The 24,671-nt window shown below is 60.9% G+C and carries 27 protein-coding genes and 1 tRNA gene; 8 read left to right on the top strand and 20 right to left on the bottom strand.

Annotated features, from left to right (window positions below):
* The first annotated feature begins 18 nt into the window (after positions 1 to 18).
* Positions 19 to 1,629, top strand: a complete 1,611-nt coding sequence (locus CO667_RS03895) for a GumC family protein (RefSeq protein ID WP_097617147.1) — start codon at positions 19 to 21, stop codon at positions 1,627 to 1,629.
* Positions 1,630 to 1,688: 59 nt separating this feature from the next.
* Positions 1,689 to 2,021 (top strand): hypothetical protein, encoded by a 333-nt coding sequence (locus CO667_RS03890; protein ID WP_097617146.1) that lies wholly within the window; start codon positions 1,689 to 1,691, stop codon positions 2,019 to 2,021.
* A gap of 10 nt (positions 2,022 to 2,031) precedes the next feature.
* Here CO667_RS03890 and CO667_RS03885 read toward each other — a convergent pair whose 3' ends face one another.
* The 14 genes from CO667_RS03885 to CO667_RS03820 form a co-directional block, all read right to left on the bottom strand.
* The gene (locus CO667_RS03885; protein ID WP_097617145.1) at positions 2,032 to 3,180 is read right to left on the bottom strand and encodes a DegT/DnrJ/EryC1/StrS family aminotransferase; all 1,149 of its coding nucleotides are present in this window, start codon (positions 3,178 to 3,180) and stop codon (positions 2,032 to 2,034) included.
* A 79-nt stretch (positions 3,181 to 3,259) separates the two neighbouring features.
* Complete coding sequence (locus CO667_RS03880; RefSeq protein ID WP_097617144.1) at positions 3,260 to 4,498, bottom strand: glycosyltransferase family 2 protein; 1,239 nt, start codon at positions 4,496 to 4,498, stop codon at positions 3,260 to 3,262.
* On the bottom strand, positions 4,495 to 5,037 hold the full coding sequence (rfbC, locus tag CO667_RS03875) for a dTDP-4-dehydrorhamnose 3,5-epimerase (protein WP_097617143.1): 543 nt from the start codon (positions 5,035 to 5,037) through the stop codon (positions 4,495 to 4,497). Before rfbC ends, CO667_RS03880 begins: the two co-directional genes overlap by 4 nt.
* Positions 5,034 to 6,269, bottom strand: coding sequence for a class I SAM-dependent methyltransferase (locus CO667_RS03870; RefSeq protein WP_097617142.1), 1,236 nt, complete (start codon positions 6,267 to 6,269; stop codon positions 5,034 to 5,036). Before CO667_RS03870 ends, rfbC begins: the two co-directional genes overlap by 4 nt.
* A complete protein-coding gene (rfbG, locus tag CO667_RS03865) occupies positions 6,266 to 7,330 on the bottom strand; it encodes a CDP-glucose 4,6-dehydratase (RefSeq protein ID WP_097617141.1) in 1,065 nt (354 codons plus the stop codon). Before rfbG ends, CO667_RS03870 begins: the two co-directional genes overlap by 4 nt.
* Positions 7,321 to 8,094: a glucose-1-phosphate cytidylyltransferase gene (gene rfbF / locus CO667_RS03860; RefSeq protein WP_097617140.1), complete on the bottom strand. Its 774-nt coding sequence runs from the start codon at positions 8,092 to 8,094 to the stop codon at positions 7,321 to 7,323. Before rfbF ends, rfbG begins: the two co-directional genes overlap by 10 nt.
* Positions 8,095 to 8,348: 254 nt before the next feature.
* A complete protein-coding gene (locus tag CO667_RS03855; protein ID WP_097617139.1) occupies positions 8,349 to 9,008 on the bottom strand; it encodes a GNAT family N-acetyltransferase in 660 nt (219 codons plus the stop codon).
* Entirely contained in the window at positions 9,005 to 10,036 is a 1,032-nt protein-coding gene (locus CO667_RS03850; protein ID WP_097617138.1) for an N-acetylneuraminate synthase family protein, read from the bottom strand. The genes CO667_RS03855 and CO667_RS03850 overlap by 4 nt, the downstream gene beginning before the upstream one ends.
* Positions 10,037 to 10,047: 11 nt before the next feature.
* Entirely contained in the window at positions 10,048 to 11,829 is a 1,782-nt protein-coding gene (locus CO667_RS03845) for a thiamine pyrophosphate-binding protein (protein ID WP_097617137.1), read from the bottom strand.
* A gap of 14 nt (positions 11,830 to 11,843) precedes the next feature.
* Positions 11,844 to 12,323 carry a 3-hydroxyacyl-ACP dehydratase FabZ gene (fabZ, locus tag CO667_RS03840; protein WP_097617136.1) on the bottom strand — a complete coding sequence of 160 codons (480 nt, stop codon included), beginning with the start codon at positions 12,321 to 12,323 and terminating at the stop codon, positions 11,844 to 11,846.
* Entirely contained in the window at positions 12,320 to 12,568 is a 249-nt protein-coding gene (locus CO667_RS03835; RefSeq protein WP_097617135.1) for an acyl carrier protein, read from the bottom strand. The genes fabZ and CO667_RS03835 overlap by 4 nt, the downstream gene beginning before the upstream one ends.
* 90 nt (positions 12,569 to 12,658) lie before the next feature.
* The gene (locus CO667_RS03830) at positions 12,659 to 13,867 is read right to left on the bottom strand and encodes an acyl-CoA reductase (protein ID WP_179874050.1); all 1,209 of its coding nucleotides are present in this window, start codon (positions 13,865 to 13,867) and stop codon (positions 12,659 to 12,661) included.
* Positions 13,851 to 14,939 (bottom strand): acyl-protein synthetase, encoded by a 1,089-nt coding sequence (locus CO667_RS03825; protein ID WP_097617134.1) that lies wholly within the window; start codon positions 14,937 to 14,939, stop codon positions 13,851 to 13,853. Before CO667_RS03825 ends, CO667_RS03830 begins: the two co-directional genes overlap by 17 nt.
* Positions 14,936 to 16,222, bottom strand: coding sequence for an AMP-binding protein (locus CO667_RS03820; protein WP_179874049.1), 1,287 nt, complete (start codon positions 16,220 to 16,222; stop codon positions 14,936 to 14,938). The genes CO667_RS03825 and CO667_RS03820 overlap by 4 nt, the downstream gene beginning before the upstream one ends.
* Before the next feature lie 503 nt (positions 16,223 to 16,725).
* On the opposite strand from CO667_RS03820, the gene CO667_RS03815 reads away from it, so the two are divergent.
* Positions 16,726 to 17,022: a DUF982 domain-containing protein gene (locus CO667_RS03815; RefSeq protein WP_097617132.1), complete on the top strand. Its 297-nt coding sequence runs from the start codon at positions 16,726 to 16,728 to the stop codon at positions 17,020 to 17,022.
* Positions 17,023 to 17,213: 191 nt separating this feature from the next.
* Here CO667_RS03815 and CO667_RS03810 read toward each other — a convergent pair.
* Positions 17,214 to 17,300: transfer RNA gene (locus CO667_RS03810), tRNA-Leu, on the bottom strand.
* A 169-nt stretch (positions 17,301 to 17,469) separates the two neighbouring features.
* Here CO667_RS03810 and CO667_RS03805 point away from each other — a divergent pair.
* A complete protein-coding gene (locus tag CO667_RS03805; protein ID WP_097617131.1) occupies positions 17,470 to 17,886 on the top strand; it encodes a BA14K family protein in 417 nt (138 codons plus the stop codon).
* Positions 17,887 to 17,897: 11 nt separating this feature from the next.
* On the opposite strand, the gene CO667_RS03800 is transcribed toward CO667_RS03805, so the two are convergent.
* On the bottom strand, positions 17,898 to 18,191 hold the full coding sequence (locus CO667_RS03800) for a SelT/SelW/SelH family protein (RefSeq protein ID WP_097617130.1): 294 nt from the start codon (positions 18,189 to 18,191) through the stop codon (positions 17,898 to 17,900).
* Positions 18,192 to 18,318: 127 nt separating this feature from the next.
* Between CO667_RS03800 and CO667_RS03795 the strand changes: the two genes are divergently transcribed.
* From CO667_RS03795 to CO667_RS03785, 3 genes are all read left to right on the top strand, one after another.
* On the top strand, positions 18,319 to 19,056 hold the full coding sequence (locus CO667_RS03795; RefSeq protein WP_097617129.1) for a type 1 glutamine amidotransferase: 738 nt from the start codon (positions 18,319 to 18,321) through the stop codon (positions 19,054 to 19,056).
* Positions 19,057 to 19,067: 11 nt separating this feature from the next.
* A complete protein-coding gene (locus CO667_RS03790; RefSeq protein WP_097617128.1) occupies positions 19,068 to 19,616 on the top strand; it encodes a sugar O-acetyltransferase in 549 nt (182 codons plus the stop codon).
* Positions 19,617 to 19,689: 73 nt separating this feature from the next.
* On the top strand, positions 19,690 to 20,142 hold the full coding sequence (locus tag CO667_RS03785) for a GFA family protein (protein ID WP_097617127.1): 453 nt from the start codon (positions 19,690 to 19,692) through the stop codon (positions 20,140 to 20,142).
* A 1-nt stretch (position 20,143) separates the two neighbouring features.
* Here the strand turns inward: CO667_RS03785 and CO667_RS03780 are convergent, their stop codons facing one another.
* The 4 genes from CO667_RS03780 to tenA form a co-directional block, all read right to left on the bottom strand.
* Positions 20,144 to 20,383: a type II toxin-antitoxin system CcdA family antitoxin gene (locus tag CO667_RS03780; RefSeq protein WP_097617126.1), complete on the bottom strand. Its 240-nt coding sequence runs from the start codon at positions 20,381 to 20,383 to the stop codon at positions 20,144 to 20,146.
* A 468-nt stretch (positions 20,384 to 20,851) separates the two neighbouring features.
* The gene (locus tag CO667_RS34660; RefSeq protein ID WP_143540691.1) at positions 20,852 to 21,187 is read right to left on the bottom strand and encodes a hypothetical protein; all 336 of its coding nucleotides are present in this window, start codon (positions 21,185 to 21,187) and stop codon (positions 20,852 to 20,854) included.
* Positions 21,188 to 21,346: 159 nt separating this feature from the next.
* Positions 21,347 to 23,179 carry a translation elongation factor 4 gene (gene lepA, locus CO667_RS03775; protein WP_097617125.1) on the bottom strand — a complete coding sequence of 611 codons (1,833 nt, stop codon included), beginning with the start codon at positions 23,177 to 23,179 and terminating at the stop codon, positions 21,347 to 21,349.
* A 76-nt stretch (positions 23,180 to 23,255) separates the two neighbouring features.
* Entirely contained in the window at positions 23,256 to 23,954 is a 699-nt protein-coding gene (tenA, locus tag CO667_RS03770) for a thiaminase II (RefSeq protein ID WP_097617124.1), read from the bottom strand.
* A 139-nt stretch (positions 23,955 to 24,093) separates the two neighbouring features.
* Between tenA and CO667_RS03765 the strand changes: the two genes are divergently transcribed.
* Complete coding sequence (locus CO667_RS03765; RefSeq protein ID WP_097617123.1) at positions 24,094 to 24,663, top strand: XRE family transcriptional regulator; 570 nt, start codon at positions 24,094 to 24,096, stop codon at positions 24,661 to 24,663.
* Positions 24,664 to 24,671 lie beyond the last annotated feature (8 nt).

Here is a 24,671-nt window from a genome sequence, read left to right as displayed (position 1 = left end):
CGGGACACGAGTGGGCGTATGAACCAGTATGACAGGAACAGGGTAAGCCGGCTTCCCGGCTGGCGCAGTTTTGAGCCGTCTCAGACTGCGCCGGAAGGCGTGCGCATGCGCAGTCCTGTCGTCCGTCCGGACGATTTCGTCCCACCGATGCCTGAACCCGTCCCTCCTGCCTTTGTGCCGCCGCCGGCAGGAGTTGCGCAAACCCGGCAATCCGAGCGTCCGGCGCCTCCACCTCTGAAACAGCCCGTCGCGGACGCGCCGTCGAACGCAACGCCCGCGCCCGCCGCACCGCTTCTCGACCTCCGCTCCAGCGTCGCCGCGATCTGGAGCCGACGGCTGACCGTGCTGGGTCTGGCGCTTCTCGGCGCCGTTGCCGGCGGGGCGGTGGCGCCGTCCATCGGACAGAAATTCACCGCCGTCAGCAGCCTCTATTTCGATCCGCGCCAGATCGGCCTTGCCGATGCGGGTGCCCAGTCTTCGGGACCCTCGCCGGAAATGATCTCGACGCTGATCGACAGCCAGGTGCAGATCCTGACCTCGGGCAATGTGCTGCGCCGCGTCGTCCAGGCCATGAAGCTTGACCAGGATCCCGAATTCACCGGCGGTCGCACCGATGGCGCCGCCGTGATCGGTACCCTGCAGAAGGCGCTTGTCATCACCCGCGAGGCCAGCACCTATGTCGTCTCGCTTGCCGCGACGACGAATGATCCGGAAAAATCCGCAAGGCTTGCCAACCAGGTCGTCACCTCCTTCACCGAGGAGGAAAACAGCGCCTCGAACGGCATCTACGAAAATACCTCCTCGACACTCGACGGACGCCTCGACGATCTGCGCCGGAAGGTACTGGAGGCCGAGCAGGCCGTCGAAACCTTCCGCGCCGACAACGACATGGCCGCGACCGAGGGCAATTTGATCTCCGATCAGCGGCTCGTCTCGCTGAACACGCTGCTGGTGACGGCGCAGGAAAAGACCATCCAGGCAAAGGCACGCGCCGATGCCGTCGCCAATCTCCGCGTCGAGGACATCGTCGCCGGCAACCAGACCGAAGGCGGTGTCACCTCGCCGCTCGTCAGCCTGCGTCAGCAATATGCCACCCAGGCTGCCGCCGTCGGCAGCCTCGAAAGCCAGATGGGCACGCGTCATCCGCGCCTGCAGGCGGCCCGCTCCTCGCTGCAGAGCATATCGGGCGAAATCAGAGGCGAATTGCAGCGTCTCGCCACGTCGGCAAGGGGCGAATACGAGCAGGCCAAATCAGCCGAAGACAGCATCGCCAAGGAGCTGGCCGTGCAGAAGGCGCTGCAGGCGAGCACCTCGGACAAGCAGGTGGAATTGAACGAATTGCAGCGCAAGGCGACGGCGGCGCGCGATATCTACGAGACGGTTCTGAAGCGCTCCAGCCAGACGAGCGAGGAGCAGAACCTCAACCAGAGCAACATTCGCGTCATCTCGCCGGCCGAGCCGCCTGTCAAGGCCGATGGCCCGGGCAAGAAAATCCTGCTGGTGGCCGGCATTATCGGCGGTCTTCTTGCCGGTTTCGTCGTCGGCGCGGGTTTTGCGATCCTCGCCGGCCTCTTCGGCCACCCCGTCATCAGAAGTTATTTCAGGACGTCTCCTGCTGCCGCCGCTTGATGATGGTCGTCGGTTTTCCTACATCGGAAGAGCGGCCTATTGCCGGCAGGAGAGTTCCCATGCGGCTATTGATGATGCTTCTGATATCGCTCGTCGCCGTCTCGAGCCTCGCCCCGGCATCCGCTTTTGCCGTCGACTGGACGAAATCCGTCGATTCCGGCGTTCAACCCCTCTATCCCTACAAGGGCCTTCCCGGCGTCAAGGCGCAGCCGGACAAGAAGGAGGAGGAATCGTACAACTGCCGCACGGAAACCGTCCAGATCCGCCGCCGTTACGACGAGATCTTCCGCTCCGGCGGCATGCCGACACTGATGTATGTCTGCGAACGCGACGGCTTCATCTCGATGGATGACAAGGTGCCGCTGCGCGGCCATTATCAGCCGGTGCGGTGAGGGACCAAGCTCACGCCGACTGCTGCAATGCCTTACTGTTGTGGTAGATCCGCGTCGATGCAAGATTGATCAGCGTCGCCGCCACCCGGTCGATATCGGCCTCGCTCATGTCGTGATAACTCGGCAGGTTGATCGCCCGCTCCGGAATGCTCCAGGCGTTGACGTTCTCTGGCCGGTCCTCGAACATCGAGAGGCTGGAGAGCGGATAGAAGAAGACGCGTGCGTCGGTATTGGCGGCGTCGAACGCCTGCTGCAGCATCTCGCGGGCAATGCCGGTCGAGGGATGGAAGACGGCGGTCGGCATCCAGGCACCGTTGACCGTGCCGGTATATTCCGGGTTCATGGTGATGCCGGGCAGGGCCGAAAGCCGAACCATATAAGAGGTCAGGATTTCGCGCTTGCGGTTGACGAGTTCTTCGATACGCTCGAGCTGGGCGCAGCCGATCGCCGCCTGGATGTTGGACATCTTGTATTTGAAGCCGATCGCATCCGGCCAGAACTGCTTCGTCTGGCCGCGGGCCCGGCCATGGTTGCTGAGCGTCAGCACCTTTTCGTAAAGGGCGGCGTCATTGGTGACGAACATGCCGCCTTCGCCTGTCGTCAGCGTTTTGGTGCCGTGGAAGGAGAAGGTGCCGAAGGCGCCCATCGAGCCGGCCCGACAGCCGTGCCAGACGGAACCGACCGCTTCGGCGGCGTCTTCGATCACCGGAATTCCGGTCCGCTTGCCGATCTCCAGCAGCGCATCCATGTCGCAGAGATTGCCATAGAGATGCGTGGCGATGATCGCCTTGGTCTTCGGCGTGATATGGCGTTCGACCTCTTGAGGGTCGATGCACCACGTATCGGCAAGCACGTCGACGAAAACGGGCGTAGCACCCAGATGGACGATTGGCGAGACGGTTGCGACCCAGTTCGTATCGGCAAGGATCACTTCGTCGCCGGCGCCGACGCCGAGCGCTGCAAGCCCCATATGCATGGCGCCGGTGCAGCTCGAGGTGGCGATCGCAAAGCCGCTGCCGAGATAGGTCTTGAAGTCGCGCTCGAAGCGGTTGAGATAATCGTAGCAGCGCGCGCCCCAGCCGGTGGCGGCGGCATCCGCCGCATAATCCGTTTCGAGCTGGGTGATGGATGGCTTGGTGTAGAAGATCCTGTTGCTCATGCCGCTGCTTCTTCTGAGTGAAATGGAGATCGGTCAAACCTAGCGCGAGAAACTCGCCCGAGGCTCACATGATTTGGGCTCACATGATGATGTGCCGGGCAAGGTCGTGTTCATGCAGGACGATGCCGGGCAGGTAGCCGAGCGAGACGAAATATTCGCGGTCGCTGCCGTCGGCAACGAAGACCGCCGTGGTCTCGATCGGATCGGCGCCGATTTCGGCCGTCACTTTCACGCCCGGCTTCAGCCCGAGTTCGCGCATTAGCCCCTCGAGCGCCGCAATCTCGGTGAAGCCGGCGAGCAGCAGCGTCTTGACGCCGATGGCGCCGTTTACCTCGCCGACGAGCGTCTGGATCGCCACCATCAGTGGCAGGCGGTCGCGGAAGGGCCGGATCTCGGGATGATCGAGAATGCCGCCCCAGACGATCCTGATATAGAGCTCGTATGCTTTGAGAAAGTTCTTGCGCAAAGCCCAAAAGCGGAAGGCGACGGCCATGCGATTGAGCGTGAAGATCTTGCACATCTCCTCATACTTGGCGCGCGTCTCCATGGTCAGCGCAATCGCGCCGCGCTTGGCGCCGGTATAAAGGAAATATTCCAGTCCGGCGCGATAGCGGTCCCAGCTCGTCATCACCTCGTCAGTGCCTGCCTGCGGCCGGTCGCGGACGATCACCGTGTTGGAAACCGAGCGGTAGAACGGTCGTTTGAGAAAGCTGACGGCGCCCTGGTCGAGAAAATGCGCGAGGAACGAGAAAGGGTAGAAGCAGAATTCCCGGGGGACCCAGGCCGAGCGCAGTGCGTCGGCGCGGTAGATCGCGATCTCCGGAAAGATGTGGCGTTCGTAGATGAACTTGAAGACCTCGGTGAAGCTGCCCTGCGGAAACTTCACATCCTGTTCGAGATTGAAGAACTGCCCGAGGTCGGTCTTGCCGATCTCGTCGTAGAGGAACCATGGCGCCTGGGCGGCGGTCACATCGGGATTCCTGTCGAGGTAGGCAACGGTTTCGGCCACCGCATCAGGGATCAGTATGTCGTCGTCAGCAAGATAGATCAGATATTCGCCCTTGCCGAGGCGAAAGGCGCTGGCGAAGTTCGGTCCGCCGCCGGCATTCTCATCACGGCGGAAGTAGCGGATCGGAAGGCCGCGGCCGATGAATTCCTCGACCACGTGCTGCGTGCCGTCCGTCGACGCGTTGTCGCAGATGACGATCTCGAAGGGGAAATCGAACTTGTAGTCGTTTTCGCAATAGGTCAGGCAGTGGCGCAGGAAAGGTTCGCGATTATAGGTCGGAATGCAGATGCTGAGTTTGATGCCACTCAAGTGTGTGTCCCCCGGCTATAGCTTTCGAGCGCGGCGTCGCGCTCGCTGATGATGACAGGCGCGAATGGCCAGGCGATGCCGAATAGCGGGTCGTCGTGCCGAACGCCCCGTGCGAGTTCGGCGACATAGACATCCGACATCTGGTAGAAGAGTTCGCAATCGTCCTCGAGGGTGAGGAAGCCGTGGGCGCAGCCTGCCGGAATGTAGAAGGCGTTTCGCCTTTCGCAGTCGAGCTCGACCGCGGCCCACTTGAGATACGTGTCGGAGGGCGGGCGCAGGTCGAGCGCCACGTCGAATACCCGCCCGCGCACGGCACGAACGAGCTTTGCCTCCGGCTTCGGATCAGCCTGATAATGCATGCCGCGCAAAGTCCCGCGTTTGTGGTTCTGCGAGACGTTGCATTGCGGATAGACCGAGGCGAGCCCATGCGCGGCGAAGCTTTCGGCGCAGAAGGTTCGCGCAAACATGCCGCGGTCGTCTGCGCGTTCCTCGACGTCGACGATGAAGGCTCCCGCAACCGCGGTCGGCGCAAACCTCATCCGATCACCGTCAATTCAGGCACGGCGACGGCAAAGCGGCCGCCCCAGCTGCCAACCTTCCTGTTACCTGATACCACTTCGTTCTTGATATTCCAGGGCAGGATCAGCACGTAATCGGGCTTGGTTTCTTCCATCTTCTCAGGCGCGTAAATCGGCAGTTTGCTGCCCGGCAGATAGTGGCCTTGCTTGTGCGGGTTGCGATCAACCACATAGTCGATGAGGTCGGTGCCGACGCCGCAGAAGTTCAAAAGCGTATTGCCCTTGGCGGCGGCGCCATAGGCCGCGACGCTCTTGCCGTTCCGCTTGGCCTCGTTGAGGAAGGAAAGCAACCCGTCCTTGATCGGCGCGACGCGGCTCTGGAAGGCCTCGTAGGTGTCAGTCCTGTCGAAGCTGGCCGCCTTTTCGTCCGCCCGCACCTTGGCAAGGCCCGCACCGGTGGCGTGGGCGGTCGAGGCCGTGCGGCAGGCGAGGATACGCAGGCTGCCGCCATGGGTCGGCAGTTCCTCGACATCGAACACCTTCAAGCCGTGAGCGGCGAAAACCTTTTCGACGGCGAGCAGCGAGAGATAGTAGAAGTGCTCGTGATAGACCGTGTCGAACTGGATGCTTTCCATCAGTCGCAGCAGATGCGGAAATTCAACGCTGACGACTCCGTCCGGCTTCAGCACCGCCGAAAGCCCGCCGACGAAGTCGTTAATATCGGGCACGTGGGCAAGCACGTTGTTGCCGATGACGATGTCTGCTGCGTGGCCGCGCGAAACGAGATCCTCAGCCGTCGCCTTGCCGAAGAAACGCGCCTCTGTCGGCACGCCGATGCCGCGCGCGACCTCGGCGACGTTTTCGGCCGGCTCTATGCCGAGCACCGGCACGCCCGCCTCGACGAAATGCTTCAGCAGATAGCCGTCATTGCTCGCCACCTCGATCACCTGTGATGTGGAGTCGAGGCCGAAACGCTGACGCACCATGATGGTGAACTGGCGGGCATGCTCCACCCAGCTGTCGCTGTAGGAGGAGAAATAGGCATAGTGGCTGAAGATGTCTTCCGGCGGAACGAAGGCATCGGCCTGCACCAGCCAGCACTGCGAGCAGACGAAGGCGCGCAGCGGATAGGATGGCTCCGCCTGCTTGAGCTGCTCTTCCGTCAGATATGCGTTGGCGAGCGGCGTCGAGCCGAGGTCGACGAAGCGATGCTTCAGCGGGGCATCGCAAAACCGGCAATTGTGCGCTGTCATGATACTGCTTCCTCATATGCCGCGATCTGGCCGAGCGAGAAGGCGCGCATGTCTTCGCCCTCACGGTTGGCCTTGTACCAGGCGGCAGTCCAGTCGATGGTCTGTTGCAGGCTGAGGCGCGGGCGCCAGCCGATGGTGTCTAGCGCCAAGGCTGAGCTCAGCGTCAGCGCCGGCGCTTCGGGTAGATGTTCGCCCGGCGCAAGCCGCCACACGTCTTCGACGCGATGCGCCCGTCCGAGCGCCTCGGCGAGTTCGGAAACGGTGGCGAAGCTTTCGGGATGCGGACCGAAATTCAGCGCATCCGGCAGATCCCTGCCGCGTTGCTGCGTCAGCACTTCTGCGAAGCTGAGATAACCGCCAAGCGGCTCCAGCACATGCTGCCAGGGGCGGATCGCCGCGGGATAGCGCAGCATGATCGGCTCTCCGCCTTCGAAGGCGCGGATGAAATCCGGGATCAGCCGGTCCTTCGACCAGTCGCCGCCGCCGATGACATTGCCGGCGCGGACCGTGGCGAGCTTGAGATCGCGGCGTTTGAAGAAGCTGTCACGGTAACTCTGGCACACGAGTTCGGTGCAGGCCTTGGAATTGCTGTAGGGATCTTTGCCGCCGAGCGTATCGGTCTCGACGAAGGGTATGCCGCTGCCGTTGTTGGCGTAGACCTTGTCCGAGGTGATGACCAGCACGGTCTTGACCGAGGGCGTCTGTCTGACTGCGTCGAGAACATTTGCCGTTCCCATGACGTTGGTCGAAAAGGTCTCGGCCGGGTTCTCGTAGGAGCGCCGCACCAGCGCCTGCGCCGCCATATGGATGACGATCTCCGGCTCGAAACGCCTGGAGAGATTGAGAAGCGCCTCGGCGTCGCGGATATCGACGATGTGATGGCCGCGATCGTCCCAGGGAGCGAGCTTGCGGTAGAGCGATGGTTCGGTCTCGGGCACCAGCGACACCGCGGAAACCTCAGCGCCGAGCCGCTCCAGCCACAGGGAAAGCCACGATCCCTTGAAGCCGGTATGTCCGGTCAGGAAAACCCGCCGCCCGTTCCAGAAGTCCGTCAGGCCCATAGTTTCCACGGCGCCTTTCCGGAATTCCAGAGTTCTTCCAGGTGGTTGCGCTCGCGAAGCGTATCCATCGGCTGCCAGAAGCCGTCATGCTTGAAGGCGGCGAGCTGGTTGTTGGCGGCGAGCCACTCCAGCGGCCCACCTTCCCAGATCGTGTCGTCGCCCGGGATGAGATCGACCACCGACGGGTCGAGCACGAAGAAGCCGCCATTGATGCGCTGGCCGTCGCCCCTCGGCTTTTCGATGAACGAGGTGATGTATTGTCCCTCGATATTCGTGGCGCCGTAACGGCCGGGCGGAGTGACCGCGCACATCGTCGCCTTCAGGCCATGGCTGCGATGGAAGGCGACTTCGGCGGCAATGTCGATATCGCCGACGCCGTCGCCATAGGTCATGCAGAAGGGTTCGCCGGGTGTCAGATGGTCGCGAACGCGGCCGATGCGGCCGCCGGTCATCGAATGAATGCCGGTATCGACCACGGTCACGCGCCAGTTCGGTCGTTTGCCGCCGTGATAGTTGATGCTGTTGGCGCCGAGGTCGACGGTGATGTCGCTATGGTGGAGAACAAGGTTTACGAAATATTCCTTGATCATATAGCCCTTGTAGCCGGCGCAGATGATGAAATCATCGAGCCCGTGATGGGCATAGATGTTCATGATGTGCCAGAGGATCGGCATGCCGCCGATTTCGACCAGAGGCTTGGGGCGGATACTGGTTTCCTCGGCAAGGCGCGAGCCAAGGCCACCGGCGAGAATTACGACTTTCATCCCAAGCGAACTCCAGAGTGTCTAGTCAAGTTTCCCGACCACCCTCAGAGCCGTCCGGGCTCTCGACAGGCGGAACGGCCGTATGTTCATCCTTGTCCCGGTATCCGATTTCGTTCTTGTGCGAGGCTTGCAGCGCCGGAAGCGGTGTGCGGATTTTTGCAAGAGTGCGGTCTGGTGCGCGCCGATGGCTGCCCCAAATCCCTTCTCCCCGAGGGGAGAAGAGGAAATTGAGGCATGTCCCTTCGCCCACCGTATCAGGCGCCGCTTCTCACGACCTCTACGCGATAGCAGTATGAATTATCATTGCTGCCTTCGCCCTTTTTCCCCATGTCCCAACGCGCTTCGCCGTTCTTGACCGATTTGTTGAGGGGGTATTTTTCCCAGAGGCCGAAGCCCATTGCCCGGTTGAGCATGATCGCCGAGGCATTCGTCGTCAGCACATAGCCGTAGATCGTCTCGACATCGGTCTTTTCGAACAGCCAGTCGATCAGCGCCCGGCCGGCGACCTGAAGCAGTTTCGGATGTCCGCCGCGCTCGCCGCGCATGGCATTGTCGAGTAGCACGTCATCATCCGTCAGGTCCTTGAAGCCGAAATGGCCGATCAACTGGTCGGACGCATAGATCAGGAACATCAACTGCGTCGGGTTCTTGAAGACGACATTGGCAAGCCAGCTTCGCGTCCGCTCGATCGTCGCGGTAAAATGCGTCAGGAAAAAACTCATATTGGCGTTGCGCCAATCGGTCAGCTTGCCGAGGATGACGTCGTCGTCGAGATGCCTGACGGTCAACGGAACCAGTTTTCCGATCGGCGCGCCGTTCTCATCGACGAGATCGATGATCGCCGAAGCCTTATCGTGGACGATGTCGTGGATATATTGCTGTATCGGGTTCATCGGCTCGGCGTTCCCCGTCACTCGAAGTGTTCCGGCAGGATTATCTCGTCGGCGTCGATGTCGACTTTCAGCCGCTTGCCGATGACGGTATCGATCTCGGTCGGCGCAATGCCCGTTCCCGGCCGCTTCGCGTCTAGATCGTCCGCTTCGATGCTGCTGCCCGCCTTCAAGGTGCGGGCCGAGATGACGCTGCGGCGCATCTTTGGGATCTGGTCCCGCTCGGAGGGGTCGAGGATCCGTCCCGTGCCGCCAAGCGCCGCATGCACCTTGTGGCAGGCCGCAATCATCGCCTTCATCTCATCGGGTTCGGTCGCCATCTGATTGTCCATGCCGATGCGCGAGCTGTCGAGGGTGAAGTGCTTTTCGATGACGCAGGCGCCGAGCGCGATCGATGCGGCGGGGATCTCGATGCCGATACTGTGGTCGGAATAGCCGATCGGATAGGCCGGGAATTCGCTGCGCAGGCCGGCGATGTTCTGAAGGCGGATGGTTGCAGGCGGCGCCGGATAGACGGAGGTGCAATGCAGGATGATGATCTGCCGGTTGCCGGTCTGCTCGATGGCGTCGACGGCGCTGATGATCTCCTCCAGCGTGCCCATGCCGGTCGAGAGCACGAGCGGCGCGCCGAGATCGCCAAGATAGCGAAGATACGGCAGGTTGTTCAGCTCCATCGAGGCGATCTTGATGAAGGGAACTTTGCAGACCTTGACCAGGAACTCGGCCTCGTTGCGGGAATAGGGCGTCGAGGCGAAATCGATGCCGACTTTCCGGCAATAGGCCGCAAGCTCTTCGAGCTTCGTATCGGCAAGCGAGAACTTGTCGACGATCCGCTTGGCGATCGCGTTCTCCCGATAATACCCGGCGGAATAAAGGGACTCGGTGCTCCACGACTGAAATTTCACGCAATCGCAGCCGGCCTCTTTCGCCTGGTCGATCATCGATCTTGCCGTGGTGACGTCGCCGAAGTGGCTCGTGTTCAGCTCGGCGATGATATAAGGCGCGAGGTAGTCACCGATCAGCCGGCCGTTGCGGAGTGTAACAGTTGCCATGATGTGCTTGCCTATTGGTCGATGGGCTCGATGATCATTTCCGAACGGAAAAGATCGCGGTCGAGGAACGGGGCCTGATCCTCCAGCGGACGGCGCACGAAACGCCGGTCGATCTCGCTGCGTGTCTGCCCCAGCTCGATATATTCCTGATCCTCGCGGCCCATGATTTCGCACAGCACCGGCCGCTCGCGGCTTAAGAGATCGGCGACGCCGCTGCGCAACTGGTCCGGGCTCTCGATCCTGATATAATCCAGACCGAAGCAGTCTGCGACCTTCGAGAAATCGGGCGCACTGACGCCATTGGCGGGGTCGGTGCCGATGACGCGCTTTCTGAACAGCTCCTGCTGTCGCCTGCGGATGATGGAATAGACGTTGTTGTTGATGACGATGATCTTGATCGGCAGGTTGTGGTAGCGGATCGTCTCCAGCTCCTGCAGGTTCATCATGATCGAGCCGTCGCCGATGACGGCGATAACCGGCTGCGGTTTGGCATGATAGGCGCCGATCGATGCAGGCAGGGCAAAGCCCATTGCGCCTTGCATGGCTGGATGCACCGCGGTCATGCCGTCGGAGAACCTGATGTTTGTCGGTAGGATGACCTCATTCAATCCCGAATCGGTCACCAGCGTCGACGACGGCGGCATCAGCTCGGTCAGGCACTCGGCCAATTCGTAGAGATCGACCTTCTCCGCATGGCGGAAGGCAGGCTCGACACCGGAGAAGATCACCTTCCAGTGCTGGCACTTGGCCATCCACTCGGCCGCTGCCGGCTTGCTGTCGGCCGCATTGATCCGTTCGAGGAAGTCGGCGAGTTCGGCATGGATGAACTGGTCGATCCTGACCATTTCCTTGCTGTGCTCGACCTTGTCGATATCGACGATAATGGTTTTCGCCGCCCGGGCGAATTTGCAGAAATCCGGCCCTGTCGTCAGCGATGTCAGGCGGCAGCCGAGAACCAGCAACAGATCGGCATTCTGCAGCGCGAAATTGCCGGCGCGCGAACATCCCATTGAACCGACCGAACCGATCGACAAGGGATTGGCGCTGCCATAGACGTCGGGAGCGGAGGCGGCGAAGGTCACCGGAATGTTCCAGCGCTCGACGAACTGCCGGAAGGCCGCCTCGGCGCCGCTGGAGCGCAGGCCGCTGCCGATCAGCACGACCGGACGTTTTGCCGCCGACAGCGCTTCGATGACGCTGGCAATATCTTCCTGTCCTGCCGTCGGCAGCACCGGCGCCGCTTCCGGCCGCGCGATCGTTTCGGGATCAATCTGGGCGCTCTGCAGATCGAGCGGCACGTCGATCCAGACGGGACCTTTGCGGCCGGAATTCGCGAGCGTCAGCGCCATGTCCATGGCTTCGACGATCTCTTCGGCTGCCGTGATCATCCTGGCATATTTGGTGATCGGCTGCACGATCGAGATGATATCGGCTTCCTGCTGGCCATAGGTGCGCAGTGGAATGCCGGTATAGCGACTGGTTTCCTTCAGCGTGTTCTGGCCGGAGATGAAGATGCAGGGAATGCCGTCCTGCCAGGCCGACAGCACGCCTGTTATCGTGTTGGTCGAGGCGCAGCCGGTGGAGACGAGGCACGCGCCGAACCCGCCGGTCTGGTGGGCATAGGCTGCGGCCGCGAAGGAAGCCGACTGTTCATGATGGACGGATATCGCCTTCAGCTCGGTATGTTTTGCCAGAGCATCGGTCAGGAACAGCGCGCCGCGTCCGGTGACCAGGAAGACATGTCCGATCCCGGTCTCAGCGAGACGCTGCATTATGTAGTCGGCAACTCTCATGGCTCTCGTCTATCTCAAGAGGTTTTCGGCTTGAAGCGGTCCAGGATGGCGGGAACGGCCACGATGAAATCGCCGCTGCAGGCGGCTTCGCCGTTGACGCTGCTCTGGACTGAGCCGATGGCGATGCCGCGCTTGAACGAGTTGAGCACGGCGTCGATCTTCAGCACGTCGCCCGGAACGACCTTGCGCTTGAACTTCACATTGTTGAGCGAGACGAAATTGGTCTTCATGCCCTTATATTCCTCTATGCAGAGGAAGGTCATGATGAAGGTCTGCGTCAATGATTCGATCTGAATGAAACCCGGCACATTCGGCTCGTCGTCGAAATGGCCGGGGAAAAACCATTCATTATAGGTAAAGCACTTCACCGCGGAGGCGCTCTTGCCGGGATCGACCGCGGTGACGCGATCGATCAGCAAAACGGGATATCGATTTCTCTGATGGCTGATGATGCCATTGATATCGAAAGCCATGGCGTTCGTTGCGTCGCTCATGCGGCCTGCTCGATGCTCACATCGTATTTGGCGAGAATCTCTTGCCCTCTTTCGAAACTAGAGAATTCGATGATGTCGTCGATGTCCATTTCGATACCGAACGCCTCTTCGAGCGCGGCCATCAGCGCCATGTGGCCGACGCTGTCCCAGGCCGCGGCTTCCTGGTAGCGCAGGTTCGTCAGGTCCTTGGCGTCAAGCATGAAGGTCTCGGTGAAAGCGGTCTGGTATTTCTCGCGGTTGCTCATTGTCTGATGTCCTCACTCGTATCTCAAAACGTCCAAATCGCAGCATCTGCATCTGAACATGAACACCGACAATGCCGCGCCGTCCTTGCGCTAGGCTGTACTGACGATCCGCGAAAGCTCCTGCACGAGATTGTAGCCGTCCCAGATGGCGCCCATGTCGAGCGCCTTGCCGACCGGCACGACGCGGTCGATACCCGTCAGTCCCTCGTCGATGATGAACTGCACCAGCGAATCACGGTCGATGCCGAAGCAGGTCAGTGTCTGATACCGTTCGCCGACGATCTCGGCGAGACAGCTAAGATTCTCCGTCGCGTATTCGTAGAAGAAACCATACTGGCCGCGGTGCCGTTCGATATCGGCGGGCAACGCATTCAGGCTGACGCGATAGATCAGATTGTCGTGCCGCGTGCTGCCACTTGCCTGCGGCAGCGTATTCGCCGTCCGGCAAAGATTGACGAATTTGTCGACGGCATGGATCGGCGCGATCTCATAACGCTGCTCGAGATGCGCTGCCATCTCCGGCCAGAAGCGGTCCTGTGCTCGCTTCGCCTGTTCCTCATTGCCCTGCCACATCACCAGATGCGGAGAGGAGCAAGCATTCTGGTCGAGAAGAAACACGTCGTTGAAGAAACCTCTGGCGAGCTCCACGATCGCTTGCTCATCGGCGCCAAGCACCGCTTCGGCCTGCATCAGGCAAAAGGAATAGCGGTCGGCAAAGGCGATGTCGACGCTGCGGGGATGGGCGGGCAGTTTGCGCAAATGCGCGACGGTCGCATCGCCGCCCCACAGCATCCGCGCCTGGCAGTGAACCGAAAGCGCACCGGTGATCTCGTCGTCGCGCGGATATTTCACGAGCCGGTTCATCGCCGCCAGCCGGCTATGTGCAGGCAGGGCGAAAAGCCTGGCGATCTCGTCGCAGATGACCTCGACTTGCGGAAAGTCCCGTTCCGGAATGCGCACGATGTTGCCATTGCCGGCCAGCAGCCCGAAAGCGAAGGAAAAGGCGAAATTGACCGGCACGTTGGCGGGCGCAATGTGCAGCACGAGGCCGCGGCCGAGGCGCGGATATTCCGTGCCGAAGTCGCGCGACAACTTGGCGAGGTTCGCGGACCGGCACCAATAGCCGAAGGCGGCGATGTCAGGATACTGGCGTGCGGCCGGCAGTGCCAGCAGCGCCTTCGAAAGCGCCGTCAGAAACTCCACCGCCTGCGCGGAGTAAGGCGGCAGTGGCCTGCATTCCAGCGTGTTCAGCGGGCCGCCGACGCTAAGTGTGACGGGCAGTTCAGGAATTTGCTTCATAGGTATCGCTGCAGCCTCTGACTTCGGCCTTGGAGACGCGTCCGGCCACCGAGAAATATTTGCCATGCCGCCCGCAGGGGCAATCGTCTTCGCCTTCGATCCGGCCGATATCCTCGGTCAGAAGCGCATGTCCCGGATAGCTGCGCGGGATGAGCGACATGACCTCGATCAGCCCGGTCTTTCCGGCTTCGAGCGCCCGGAAATTCGTGGGATCGCGAATAATGACATCGGCATAGATCGGCGCATGGAGATGGCCCTCTTCGCATTCCATGAAGATAGAGCCGGTCTGTTCGACCATGCCGTAATAATTTACGACGCGGTTAATACCGGCGCATTCGGCCATCGCCGCCCGGAATTCGGGGTTGCCAACAGCCTGGTCTTGCAGCTTCTTCCAGCCGCCGCCATGCAGCAGAATGCCGTTGTCGATCGGCAGGCGTTTGCCCATCGCCTTGAGCGGCGCGTAGAAATGCTGCCAGATCATGAAGGTGAAGCCGAACAGGAAGATCGGCTGGTCCGGATGCCGTTCGAGGCAGGCCTCGATGGCAGGGATATCGAGCTTCATCTCGTCGTCGAGCGCGTAGGTGACATCCTGCCCGAAGAAAGAAAAACCGAGAATGCCGGCACCTCGCGCCGAGAAGGCGTTGCGGTTGCGCAGCACGCTCGGCGAATCGATCACCAGCATCGGCAGCCGCTTCTTGCCCAGCACGTCGCCCATCAGCCGGGCGAGGATCTTGCTCTGAAGTGCTGCCGTTTCCTTGTCGAGATAGATGCGCGACACCTGCTGGCCGCTGGTACCCGACGAGGTCATCGTCTTGAACACCCGGTCCTTCTCGATGCTCATCAGATCCAGCTCCTTGAACAGCCGGACCGGAATGAAGGGAACGTCTTCCAGACCGTCCACCGGCGCTTGGCCATCGGTGACGAGGTCGAGAATGCGGCTATATTCCACGCAATGATCGCGGTGCCACCGGGTCAGATCGCGCATCGCCTGCGTCAGCGCGCTGGATTTTTCCGCGGCGTTCATCGAATAGGGCTCGCGGTCGAGCCAGGGAGAGGTATCAAATGCGGTCATGCGAGGGCATCCCCTGCAAGGAGTTTCAGCTGATTGTATTGGATTTTGCCGGAATCATTCCGCGGTAGCTCGGCGATGGCGTAGACATTGATCGCCTTCGGGCTGATTTTCAAATCCGAAACGAGTTTGGTCTTGATGAGCTTGCCGGCCTCGCCCGAGCCTTGAGGGACATAGACCTCCAGCCGGTCGTCTTGCCCGGCGCAGATGACGCTGTGGCCCGCCGCCAGCAATTGCGCCTCGACATCCTGCAGGTTGATGCGATGGCCGAACATCTTGAGAAAACGCTTCAGCCGGCCGACGATATAATAATCGCCATCGGCATCGCGCCTGGCGATATCCCCCGTCCGCAGCACGCCGCCGCGCTCGTCGCCAAGCGCGAGATCCTGATAGCCTTCGGCGTATCCAAGAGAGACATTGCCGCCGCGATAGACGAGTTCGCCGGCCGCATCATCGCCGTGTATCTCTCGCCTGTGCTCGTCTTCCAGCCAGAAGGCGCCACCGGGAATCGGCTGGCCGATACTGCCGGCCTTCTCGATCGTCTTGTCGGGGGAGAGATAGGACATCCGCGCGGTCGCTTCGGTCTGCCCATACATGCTGAAATAGCGAATGCCCTTGCTCCGGCAAAGCTCGGCAAACTCCCGCGTCAGCTCTGGCTCCATCCGCGCGCCAGCCTGCGTCAGGCTCCGCAGAGTCGGCAGATCCATGGAGGCAAAGCGCAGCTTCTTCAGCATCTCGTAATGATAGGGAACGCCGCCGAAACTGGTGGCCTTCGAAGACTTCAGAAAATCCCAAAAGCCCCGGTCGAAGAAGGTCTTGTTGGTCAGCGCAATCGTGGCTTCCGCCAGGATATGGCTATGGATGATTGATAGCCCATAGGAATAACTCGGCGGCAGCGTCGTGATCGGCCGCTCGTCGGAGGTCAGGCTCAGATACGTCCCGATCGCCTCGGCATTGGCGATGATATTGTCGTGCGAAAGACGTACGAACTTCGGCGTTCCGGTGCTCCCCGAGGTGCTCAGCAGAAGTGCAAGCGAATCGTCGATCGGATAGGCTTCATCGCTTTCGGCGGCGACAAGGCTGTATCCCATATGGGAGAGCAGCACACGGCCCTCGCCGAATTCGCCCACCCGCTTTTCCGGAAGCCATGCAAAACCAGGGCGATAGGCCGTCATCAGATTCTGAAACTGCGCCACCGGCAAACCCGTGCCCAGCATCAGCGGAACAGCATCGACCCTGAGCAGGCTGAGATAACCCAGCAATCCGCCCGGCTCGTTCTCACACATGCAAAAGACCAGCCGCCGGCGCGTCTCCTGAAAGGCTGACCGCTCGCTGAAATCAAGCAGGCTCGAAGTGGAGACGCTCGTTCCGTCGTCACAGTTAAATAGGATGTGATCGCTATAAGATGAAACGGAGTCCATCAATCGGGTTGAATTTGCAGTGGATGATGCCATCGAGACTTGGCTCTGGAGTTGCTCTTAGCGTGTTTCACACATGTGCAAAGCTCTGACACCCATCGCCAGGCCTCTTCACGAACCACCTTGATCTCGGTGGGTAGAAGAGATGGCGTCAACGATTTCCGCCAAGGCTTGAGAAAATCAAGTCTCGAATCAGTTGAAGCCTTTTCACCCCTTATAGTATGTCCTGGCCGTGAAGCCAAAGCCGGCGTGTGTGAGCCCTCTGACGGTGATTCCGGAAAGTAGATCGAAACCTCTGGAAGGCGCCCCGCCGGTTGACGGCATGCTTCTTGCATTGTTACTAATATTCCAACCTTTGGGGAGAAAGTGCCATGCAATGGAACACATCGGCGGATTTTGCGCCTCTTGTTCTCTTTCTCGGCGGCCGGCACAAGCGCAGGATCGTCAGGACGCTCCGCGACGCCGCCGAAGTGCTGATGGTGGACTGGCCGTTTGAAGACGGAGAAGAATATGTCGTCGCGGTCAAGGCTTGCGCCGATGCCATCATCGGCCAGATCGGAATGGACGAACTCCGGGAATTGCTCCTCAGCGCCGCCAGAGAAGCCGGTCTGGGGGTTCTAACCGTGATTCCCGACAGCAGGACGGCGACTCCCCATATGGCCGCGTGAAAAGGGCGGCGACCCCGTTCGCTTGAGGCGCTGTGGCATTTTGATGCCGGCATCGACGGACCGCTTCGATGCTATCAACAAAGCGTCTGGATGGAGTGGAATGTCATTTCGACATCGGGCAATAAAAAAACCCGGTAAACCGGGCTTCTTTGGGTTGTTTCCGGACCGTCTAGGACGGCCTGAAACGGGAATGGTGCCCAGAAGAGGACTCGAACCTCCACACCCTTTCGGGTACCAGCACCTGAAGCTGGCGCGTCTACCAATTCCGCCATCTGGGCGACGGAGAGCGATGTAAGGGGGCGGCTTCTGACTGTCAACTGGGTTTTTGAAGTTTTTCTGACAGTTGACGAAAAAGCAGCCGGTCGCCTGCGCGGGAGCGGCCGAAGGCCAGGCATAGCGCTCCGGTCGGCACGCCCTATATAGAGGAAATATCGAAAGGAATGCGTCATGCCCGTCTCTCGCGCCCTTCTGCTCGCCGGTCTTTTGGCCGGTCTCGCGCCCGCCATGGCGGCTGCCGATTCGCTGAAGCTGGGCAAGCCGGGGGTCGGGCCGCTCAACACCGGATCGAGGCTTTGCGATTTTCGCGGCTGCTTCGGTTTCGGGCCACAGCAATGGCATCGCCCCGCCTATATCCAGCCGAACTACCGGCCGCGCGGTGCGACGGGGCCGACCTATTATCAGCCAGGGGCGGCCGGACGGCCGCAGCTGACCTATGATCCGCCGCCGGTGCGCCGCGTGCAGCCGCAGGATCCGAACAAGCATATCGCCTGGTGCACCAACGAATACCGCTCCTACAATCCGAGGACGGATCACTTCCTCACCTATGAAGGCGTCTACAGGGTCTGCCGCTCGCCCTATCGCTGAGACCGCTGCGGTCAGCTTTCGAGCGAGGCGCGGTCGACATGGCCGAGATCGCGGCCGGGCTCGACGATATCGCGAACCTTTTGTTTCAGCTCCTTCGGCCCGGGAAAGCCTCCGTCGCGTTTGCGCTCCCAGATGAGATCGCCGTTGACGCGGATCTCGAAATTGCCGCCGGTGCCGGGGATCAGCGCCACTTCGCCGAGACTGTCGGAAAAGGTGTGCAGCAGCTCCTGCGCCATCCAGGCAGCGCGCAGCAGCCAGTTGCACTGGGTGCAGTAGAGGATCGTGACGCGGGCTTTTTCGGTCATGGCGATTTCCTTTCGTTCTGACTGGTTTAAGCCCTGTTGCAGACCCACGCAATCGGCCCCGCACAAGCGTCTTGCGCGCCGCGGTCCGGCATGGTCTCCTCCTGTCGTCATCAGTCGGGAAAAGCCTATGCGAGTCGCCGTCGTCGAAAATATGCGCAATACCGGTCTCGGCGCGCTTGCCAGGGCGCTCGACGAGGCGGGAGCTGAGATCGAGTGGTTTCGCGTGTGGCAAGACGGCATCCTGCCGCAAAATATGTCGGACCATGACGCGCTCGTCGTCCTCGGCGGCGAGCAGAGCGCGCTGGATGACGAGGCGCATCCCTACCTGCCGGATCTCGCCCGGCTTGCGCGCCGTTTCGGCGATGCCGGCAAGGCCGTGCTCGGCATCTGCCTCGGCAGCCAGATCCTTGCCCGCGCCTATGGCGCCGACAATCTGCTGGGCGCCGCCCGCGAGTTCGGCTGGCACAGGATCGGCGTCACCACCGAGGGCAGGATAGATCCGCTGCTGTCGGCGCTCGGCGGCGAATTCACCATCTTCGAATGGCATGCCGATACCTTTACCCTGCCGGAGGGCGCCGTCCGTCTCGCCACGAGCCCCGTGGCCGAGAACCAGGCCTTCCGCATCGGCCGCGCCGTCTACGGCACCCAGTTTCATTTCGAGGCCGACACAGGTGTCGTCGAGGAGTGGAAGACCGATTTCCCCGAAACGATCACGCGCATCGCCCCCGGCTGGCTGGAAAACCACGCCGAGCTGGCGGCCAGGCATGGCGATGCTGCCAATGCCGCCGGTCTTGCCATCGCGCGGGCATGGGTCAGCCTGATCGAACGGCAAGAGATCGTGATACTGTCGCAGGCCTCGGCGTGAGAGGCCAAGCGATGCCGGCAAGCGAACGCGAGAAGATGGCCGCGGGCGAATGGTATTGCTGCCTCGATGACGAGCTCGACCTCTTGCGCCGGCAGGCGCGCCGGGCCGTCCATGCGCACAACACGCTGCCGCCGGACGAGCGCGGCGCGATGGCGCCGGCTCTGAGGGCGCTCTTTGCCCAGGCGGCGGCCAATGTCTTCATTGAGGCGCCGTTTCACTGCTCCTACGGCATTAATATCGTTCTCGGCGACCGCGTCTATTTCAATGCCGGTTGCACCATTCTCGATTCCGGCCGGGTGACCATCGGCGACCGCAGCATGTTCGGCCCCGGCGTGCAGATCTATTGCGCCGAGCATCACAAGGATGCAGCCCTTCGCAGCCAGGGCATCGAGACCGCCCGGCCGGTCGTTATCGGCAACGACGTCTGGGTTGGCGGCAGCGCCATCATCCGCGGCGGTGTCACGATCGGGCAGGGCGCCATCGTCGGCGCCGGCGCGGTGGTGACGAAGGACGTGCCGGCCGGCGCAACCGTGGTCGGCAATCCGGCCCGCATCCGATAAGCGCGGCGCTATCCCGCCACCTCGACAGTGGCGATCATTCCGCTAGATGAGAAGGCAAAACGGGAGGAAAATCATGAGCGAGCTGAACTTACCCATGCAAGGTGGCTGCCGTTGCGGCCGGGTGCGGCTGAAGATCAGCGCTGCGCCGCTGCTGACCATGGCCTGCCATTGCACGGGGTGCCAGAGGATGACCGCGAGTGCTTATTCGCTGAGTGCCGCGATCCCCAGCGAAGGCTTCGAGGTCACCAAAGGTGAGCCGGTCATCGGCGGCCTGCACGGCGTCACCAAGCATTATTTCTGCCCGCATTGCATGAGCTGGATGTTCACCCGGCCGGAAGGCATGGACTGGTTCGTCAATCTGCGCGCAACCATGCTGGATGATCCCAGCTGGTTCACCCCCTTCATCGAAACATGGACGAGCGAGAAGCTGTCCTTCGCCGAGACCGGTGCGGTGCATAGCTACGCCGCGCTGCCGGAGATGGACGCCTATCAGGGGCTGGTGAAGGAATATATGGGCAGGGGATGAATCAAACCTGCCTGTATTTCGCAAATGGCAAACCATGCTTCGCGACATACTCATTTTGCTCTGCGATCGCCTCGGCGTTTTCAATTCGCCAAAGCCTTTCGCGTTCTTCGCGAGGCAGCGTTTCATCATCACTTGTTTTTTGATCGAGAGGCTGGGCTTTGCCGCTCTCTTCGAGCTTGGAATGGGTATTTACGCCAGCAGCCGATCCAGGCTTTCCAGTTGCTCGGCTTTCATCTTTCATCGCGGAATCTCCGCAGCAAATGCCAGCGCACCTGCGCTAGTATAGTACTTGTAATCTTGAAAGCGACATGCCGCTCGACCGGGATTGACGTCATAGCTCGCGGTTATCCCGTTTTGAAATTCACCATTCTACCTACGGAGCCAAATTTCGATTACATCATCGAAGGTGAGCACATAGCTCGGCCTCTCGTTATCCTTCAGTGAACGATCCTTTCGTTTCAATACGTTGCCCTCTTGAAACGGAGACCGGGAAATGCGATTCTGAATTGGTCAAAGGTTCAGAGATCGGCATTCCCAGTTCATCCGTCCAACGGATTCGGGCTTGTCCGCTGACACCACGGGTCACATTTCATGCCGACTGGTACTCGGGATGTCTTGTGGCCCTTTTTGTTACTGCCGACCGCGACGGTGCTCATTGGTGTGGCCGGCTAGGTCTCTTCTGAAAATTGCACTCATATCATTCTTTCCTTCACCTCAGCCTGCGCGCCCACGACTCTTTTACAGATGCTTTTCCAAGGTCGGTGAGCACGTAGCTTCCCCTAGTGAGAGCTTCCCCTTTGCGGTAGGTGGCAAGCCCTCTTTTTTCCAATGCTCTATGGCTGACTAGATTGCGTATCACTTGACTCAGTCTGTCATCACTTCTGCCTTTGAGAGGCATTAAATCAGCAGCTGTTGGTCGAATGATCTCTCGGAGCTTCTTAGCCAACACAGCAATTTCCAGACCATTCTCTTCGTCGCCATACCTGGCAATTAATGCAATTGCTGGATTGATCAGGTCCGTCTCCGATGTGCGTCCGTTAACCATCTAAGCTTAAGCGTTTCTTCGACATTGGCCAATTATATGGAATCCGAATCTTCTTGGCAATGATTCGTTAACCATATTTTTGATCTTGTTTTGTACCAAATTGCGCAAAAAAAAGAGGAGGCGCTTATGCCTCCTCCTCAAAAAAAGCTCCGCGGAACCTTACTCGTCGCCCATCTTCAGCGCCGCAATAAACGCTTCCTGCGGAATCTCGACCTTGCCGAACTGGCGCATGCGCTTCTTGCCGGCCTTCTGCTTGTCGAGCAGCTTGCGCTTGCGGGTGGCGTCGCCGCCGTAGCATTTCGCGGTCACGTCCTTGCGCAGCGCCGAGATCGTCTCGCGGGCGATGACGTTGCCGCCGATCGCCGCCTGGATCGGGATCTTGAACATATGCTTCGGGATCAGCTCCTTGAGCTTTTCGCACATGTCGCGGCCGCGCTTTTCGGCGGCCGTCCGGTGCACCATCATCGACAACGCGTCGACCGGCTCGCCATTGACGAGGATCGACATCTTCACGAGGTTGCCCTCGCGGTGGTCGGTGAGCGTGTAGTCGAAAGAGGCATAGCCCTTCGAGATCGACTTCAGCCGGTCGTAGAAATCGAACACGACTTCGTTGAGCGGCAGGTCGTAGGTCAGCATCGCGCGCGTGCCGACATAGGTGAGTTCGATCTGGATGCCGCGCCGGTCCTGGCAGAGCTTCAGGATGCCGCCGAGATAATCGTCGGGCGTCAGGATCGTCGCGCGAATCCACGGCTCGTGGATTTCGGAGATCTTGACGACATCGGGCATGTCGGCCGGATTGTGCAGCTCGCGCTCCGTGCCGTCGGTCATGTACATCTTGTAGACGACCGAGGGTGCGGTGGCGATGAGGTCGAGATCGAACTCGCGCTCCAGCCGTTCCTGGATGATTTCGAGATGCAGCAGGCCGAGGAAGCCACAGCGGAAGCCGAAGCCGAGGGCGGCTGATGATTCCATTTCGAAGGAGAAGGAGGCGTCGTTGAGGCGAAGCTTGCCCATGGCGGCGCGCAGATCTTCGAAATCGGCGGCATCGACCGGGAAGAGGCCGCAGAACACCACCGGCTGCGCCGGCTTGAAGCCCGGCAGCGCCTGGGCCGTCGGCCGCTTGTCCTCGGTGATCGTGTCGCCGACGCGGGTATCGGCCACTTCCTTGATCGAGGCGGTGATGAAGCCGATCTCGCCGGGGCCGAGGCTGTCGACATTGACCATCTTCGGCGTCAGCACGCCGACGCGCTCCACCTGGTATTTCGCATCCGTGCCCATCATGCGGATCGTCTGGCCCTTGGTCAGCACGCCGTCGATGACGCGCACCAGAACCATGACGCCGAGATAGGTGTCGTACCAGCTGTCGACCAGCAGCGCCTTCAGCGGCGCCTTGTCGCCGCCGGGGCTCTTCGGCGCCGGCAGCTTGTGGACGATCGCTTCCAGCACATCGGGAATGCCGAGTCCGGTCTTGGCCGAAATCAGAACAGCTTCGGAGGCGTCGATGCCGATCACTTCCTCGATCTGTTCCTTGATGCGGTCGGGTTCGGCGGCCGGCAGGTCGATTTTGTTGAGGACGGTGACGATCTCGTGGTTGTTGTCGATCGCCTGATAGACGTTGGCGAGCGTCTGCGCTTCCACGCCCTGCGAGGCGTCGACGACGAGCAGCGAGCCTTCGCAGGCCGACAGCGACCGGGAGACTTCATAGGCGAAGTCGACGTGGCCGGGCGTGTCGATCAGGTTGAGAATGTATTTCTCGCCGTTGTTCGCCTGGTAATGCAGGCGCACGGTCTGGGCCTTGATGGTGATGCCGCGCTCGCGCTCGATATCCATATTGTCGAGCACCTGCTCGGACATTTCGCGCTCGGCAAGGCCGCCCGTCGTCTGGATCAGCCGGTCGGCCAGCGTCGATTTGCCGTGGTCGATATGGGCCACGATCGAAAAGTTGCGGATATGGGACAGCGGAGTGGTGGAATTGGTGCTCATGCGCGCCATATAGCAGCGCCGCCCCCTGCCGCAAAGCGGTAATTATCCCGCTGTTTACGCTATTTTGCGGGCCGGTCGGCCCGTATCAGACCGGCCACGTCTCCAGCCGCCAGGCCGAATCCCAGAACATCCATTCATATTGGGAGGCGCGCACGAAAACATTCATCATCTCGGCGCGCTCCGTCGGCGAGGCGGCGCGGGCGGCGATGTCGGTCAGCGTGATCACTTCGCGGGCGCCGGCGGCAAATTGCGGATCGCCGTAGGTGTTGATCCAGGCCTGGAAGGCATTGCCCTCGATAGCAGGCCGGTTCTTGATCGCTTCGCCGACGTGCCAGTAGATCCAGAAGCAGGGGAGGATGGCCGATAGCGCCACCGCATAGGAGCTGTGATAGGCGGTGGCGAGCAGGAAGTTCGTATAGGCAAAGCCGGCAGGCGAAGGCTCGGCTGCGTTGACATCCGCCGAGGTGATGCCGAACTGGGTGAGGAAGCCGGCATGCAGGCCCTGCTCGACGGTGATCGCCTTCTGCGCCGAACCGAGGAAGCGCAGCACTTGCGCATTGTCGGGCGCCTTGGCCGCGACGATGGCGAGGCATCGCGCATAATGCTTCAGGTAGAGCGCGTCCTGCAGGATATAGTGCCGGAAAACCTCGGGCGGCAGCGTGCCGTCCGAAAGGCGCTGCAGCAGCGGCAAAGCCTCGATTTCAGCCATGATGGGAGCGATCCTGTCCCAGGCGGCAGCGGTGAAGCTTCCCGTCTGTTCCGTGCTCTGCGTGCTGGCATCCATCATTGTCTCCCATCCTCGATTTGCGCTGTCATATATCGACGCCACGGCGGCGAAAGCAAGGCTGGTCCGTCAACTCAAAAGGTGGTTGATTCCATCATCGGATAATGTATTTCTCTTATAGTGGAATCAAGAATGACAGATGGAACAGCAGCTCGAACAGGCGATCGGCATTCGCATCCGCACGCTGCGGCTCCAAAAAGGGCTGACGCTGGATGATCTTGCCGTAGCCTCCGGCGTCAGCCGGGCGATGATCTCGCGCATCGAGCGGGCGGAGGCGAGCCCGACCGCCTCGCTGCTGGCAAGGATCTGCGCAGCCCTCGGCCTGTCGCTGTCGGCCTTCTTCGCGGAGGAGACAGAGCAGGCCTCGCCGCTTGCCCGTCGGCAGGAGCAGCAGGTCTGGCGCGATCCGGAAACCGGTTATCTCAGGCGCTCGGTCTCGGCGCCCGGCACCACCTCCGATGTCGATATCGTCGAGGTCGAATTCCCCGCCGGCGCCCGCGTCAGCTTCCCCCCGCATGCAGCCTCCCACGGCATGACGCAGCATATCTGGCTGTTCGACGGCGAGCTGGAGATGACGGTGGGCGAGACCGTTTACCGGCTGCGCCCGGGCGATTGCCTCTTCATGCCGGTCGGCGAGGGCCATGTCTTCCACAATCCCGGCAACGCGCCGGCGCGCTATTGCGTCGTGCTCGATCGCGGCGGCCGATGACAGCTTCA

The organism is Rhizobium sp. L43 (genome assembly GCF_002531725.1).
Classification (GTDB): Bacteria; Pseudomonadota; Alphaproteobacteria; order Rhizobiales; family Rhizobiaceae; genus Rhizobium.
Note: the sequence above shows the minus strand (reverse complement) of the source record. Positions and strands in the feature narration are given on the sequence as shown.

Coding starts and splice junctions, on each gene's coding strand:
- CO667_RS03895 (WP_097617147.1), top strand. CDS start 19: ATGAACCAGTATGACAGGAACAGGGTAAGCCGGCTTCCCGGCTGGCGC.
- CO667_RS03890 (WP_097617146.1), top strand. CDS start 1,689: ATGCGGCTATTGATGATGCTTCTGATATCGCTCGTCGCCGTCTCGAGC.
- CO667_RS03885 (WP_097617145.1), bottom strand. CDS start 3,180: ATGAGCAACAGGATCTTCTACACCAAGCCATCCATCACCCAGCTCGAA.
- rfbC (WP_097617143.1), bottom strand. CDS start 5,037: ATGAGGTTTGCGCCGACCGCGGTTGCGGGAGCCTTCATCGTCGACGTC.
- CO667_RS03870 (WP_097617142.1), bottom strand. CDS start 6,269: ATGACAGCGCACAATTGCCGGTTTTGCGATGCCCCGCTGAAGCATCGC.
- rfbG (WP_097617141.1), bottom strand. CDS start 7,330: ATGGGCCTGACGGACTTCTGGAACGGGCGGCGGGTTTTCCTGACCGGA.
- rfbF (WP_097617140.1), bottom strand. CDS start 8,094: ATGAAAGTCGTAATTCTCGCCGGTGGCCTTGGCTCGCGCCTTGCCGAG.
- CO667_RS03850 (WP_097617138.1), bottom strand. CDS start 10,036: ATGGCAACTGTTACACTCCGCAACGGCCGGCTGATCGGTGACTACCTC.
- CO667_RS03845 (WP_097617137.1), bottom strand. CDS start 11,829: ATGAGAGTTGCCGACTACATAATGCAGCGTCTCGCTGAGACCGGGATC.
- fabZ (WP_097617136.1), bottom strand. CDS start 12,323: ATGAGCGACGCAACGAACGCCATGGCTTTCGATATCAATGGCATCATC.
- CO667_RS03835 (WP_097617135.1), bottom strand. CDS start 12,568: ATGAGCAACCGCGAGAAATACCAGACCGCTTTCACCGAGACCTTCATG.
- CO667_RS03830 (WP_179874050.1), bottom strand. CDS start 13,867: ATGAAGCAAATTCCTGAACTGCCCGTCACACTTAGCGTCGGCGGCCCG.
- CO667_RS03825 (WP_097617134.1), bottom strand. CDS start 14,939: ATGACCGCATTTGATACCTCTCCCTGGCTCGACCGCGAGCCCTATTCG.
- CO667_RS03820 (WP_179874049.1), bottom strand. CDS start 16,222: ATGTGTGAGAACGAGCCGGGCGGATTGCTGGGTTATCTCAGCCTGCTC.
- CO667_RS03815 (WP_097617132.1), top strand. CDS start 16,726: ATGCAATGGAACACATCGGCGGATTTTGCGCCTCTTGTTCTCTTTCTC.
- CO667_RS03805 (WP_097617131.1), top strand. CDS start 17,470: ATGCCCGTCTCTCGCGCCCTTCTGCTCGCCGGTCTTTTGGCCGGTCTC.
- CO667_RS03800 (WP_097617130.1), bottom strand. CDS start 18,191: ATGACCGAAAAAGCCCGCGTCACGATCCTCTACTGCACCCAGTGCAAC.
- CO667_RS03795 (WP_097617129.1), top strand. CDS start 18,319: ATGCGAGTCGCCGTCGTCGAAAATATGCGCAATACCGGTCTCGGCGCG.
- CO667_RS03790 (WP_097617128.1), top strand. CDS start 19,068: ATGCCGGCAAGCGAACGCGAGAAGATGGCCGCGGGCGAATGGTATTGC.
- CO667_RS03785 (WP_097617127.1), top strand. CDS start 19,690: ATGAGCGAGCTGAACTTACCCATGCAAGGTGGCTGCCGTTGCGGCCGG.
- CO667_RS03780 (WP_097617126.1), bottom strand. CDS start 20,383: ATGAAAGATGAAAGCCGAGCAACTGGAAAGCCTGGATCGGCTGCTGGC.
- CO667_RS34660 (WP_143540691.1), bottom strand. CDS start 21,187: ATGGTTAACGGACGCACATCGGAGACGGACCTGATCAATCCAGCAATT.
- lepA (WP_097617125.1), bottom strand. CDS start 23,179: ATGGCGCGCATGAGCACCAATTCCACCACTCCGCTGTCCCATATCCGC.
- tenA (WP_097617124.1), bottom strand. CDS start 23,954: ATGGATGCCAGCACGCAGAGCACGGAACAGACGGGAAGCTTCACCGCT.
- CO667_RS03765 (WP_097617123.1), top strand. CDS start 24,094: ATGGAACAGCAGCTCGAACAGGCGATCGGCATTCGCATCCGCACGCTG.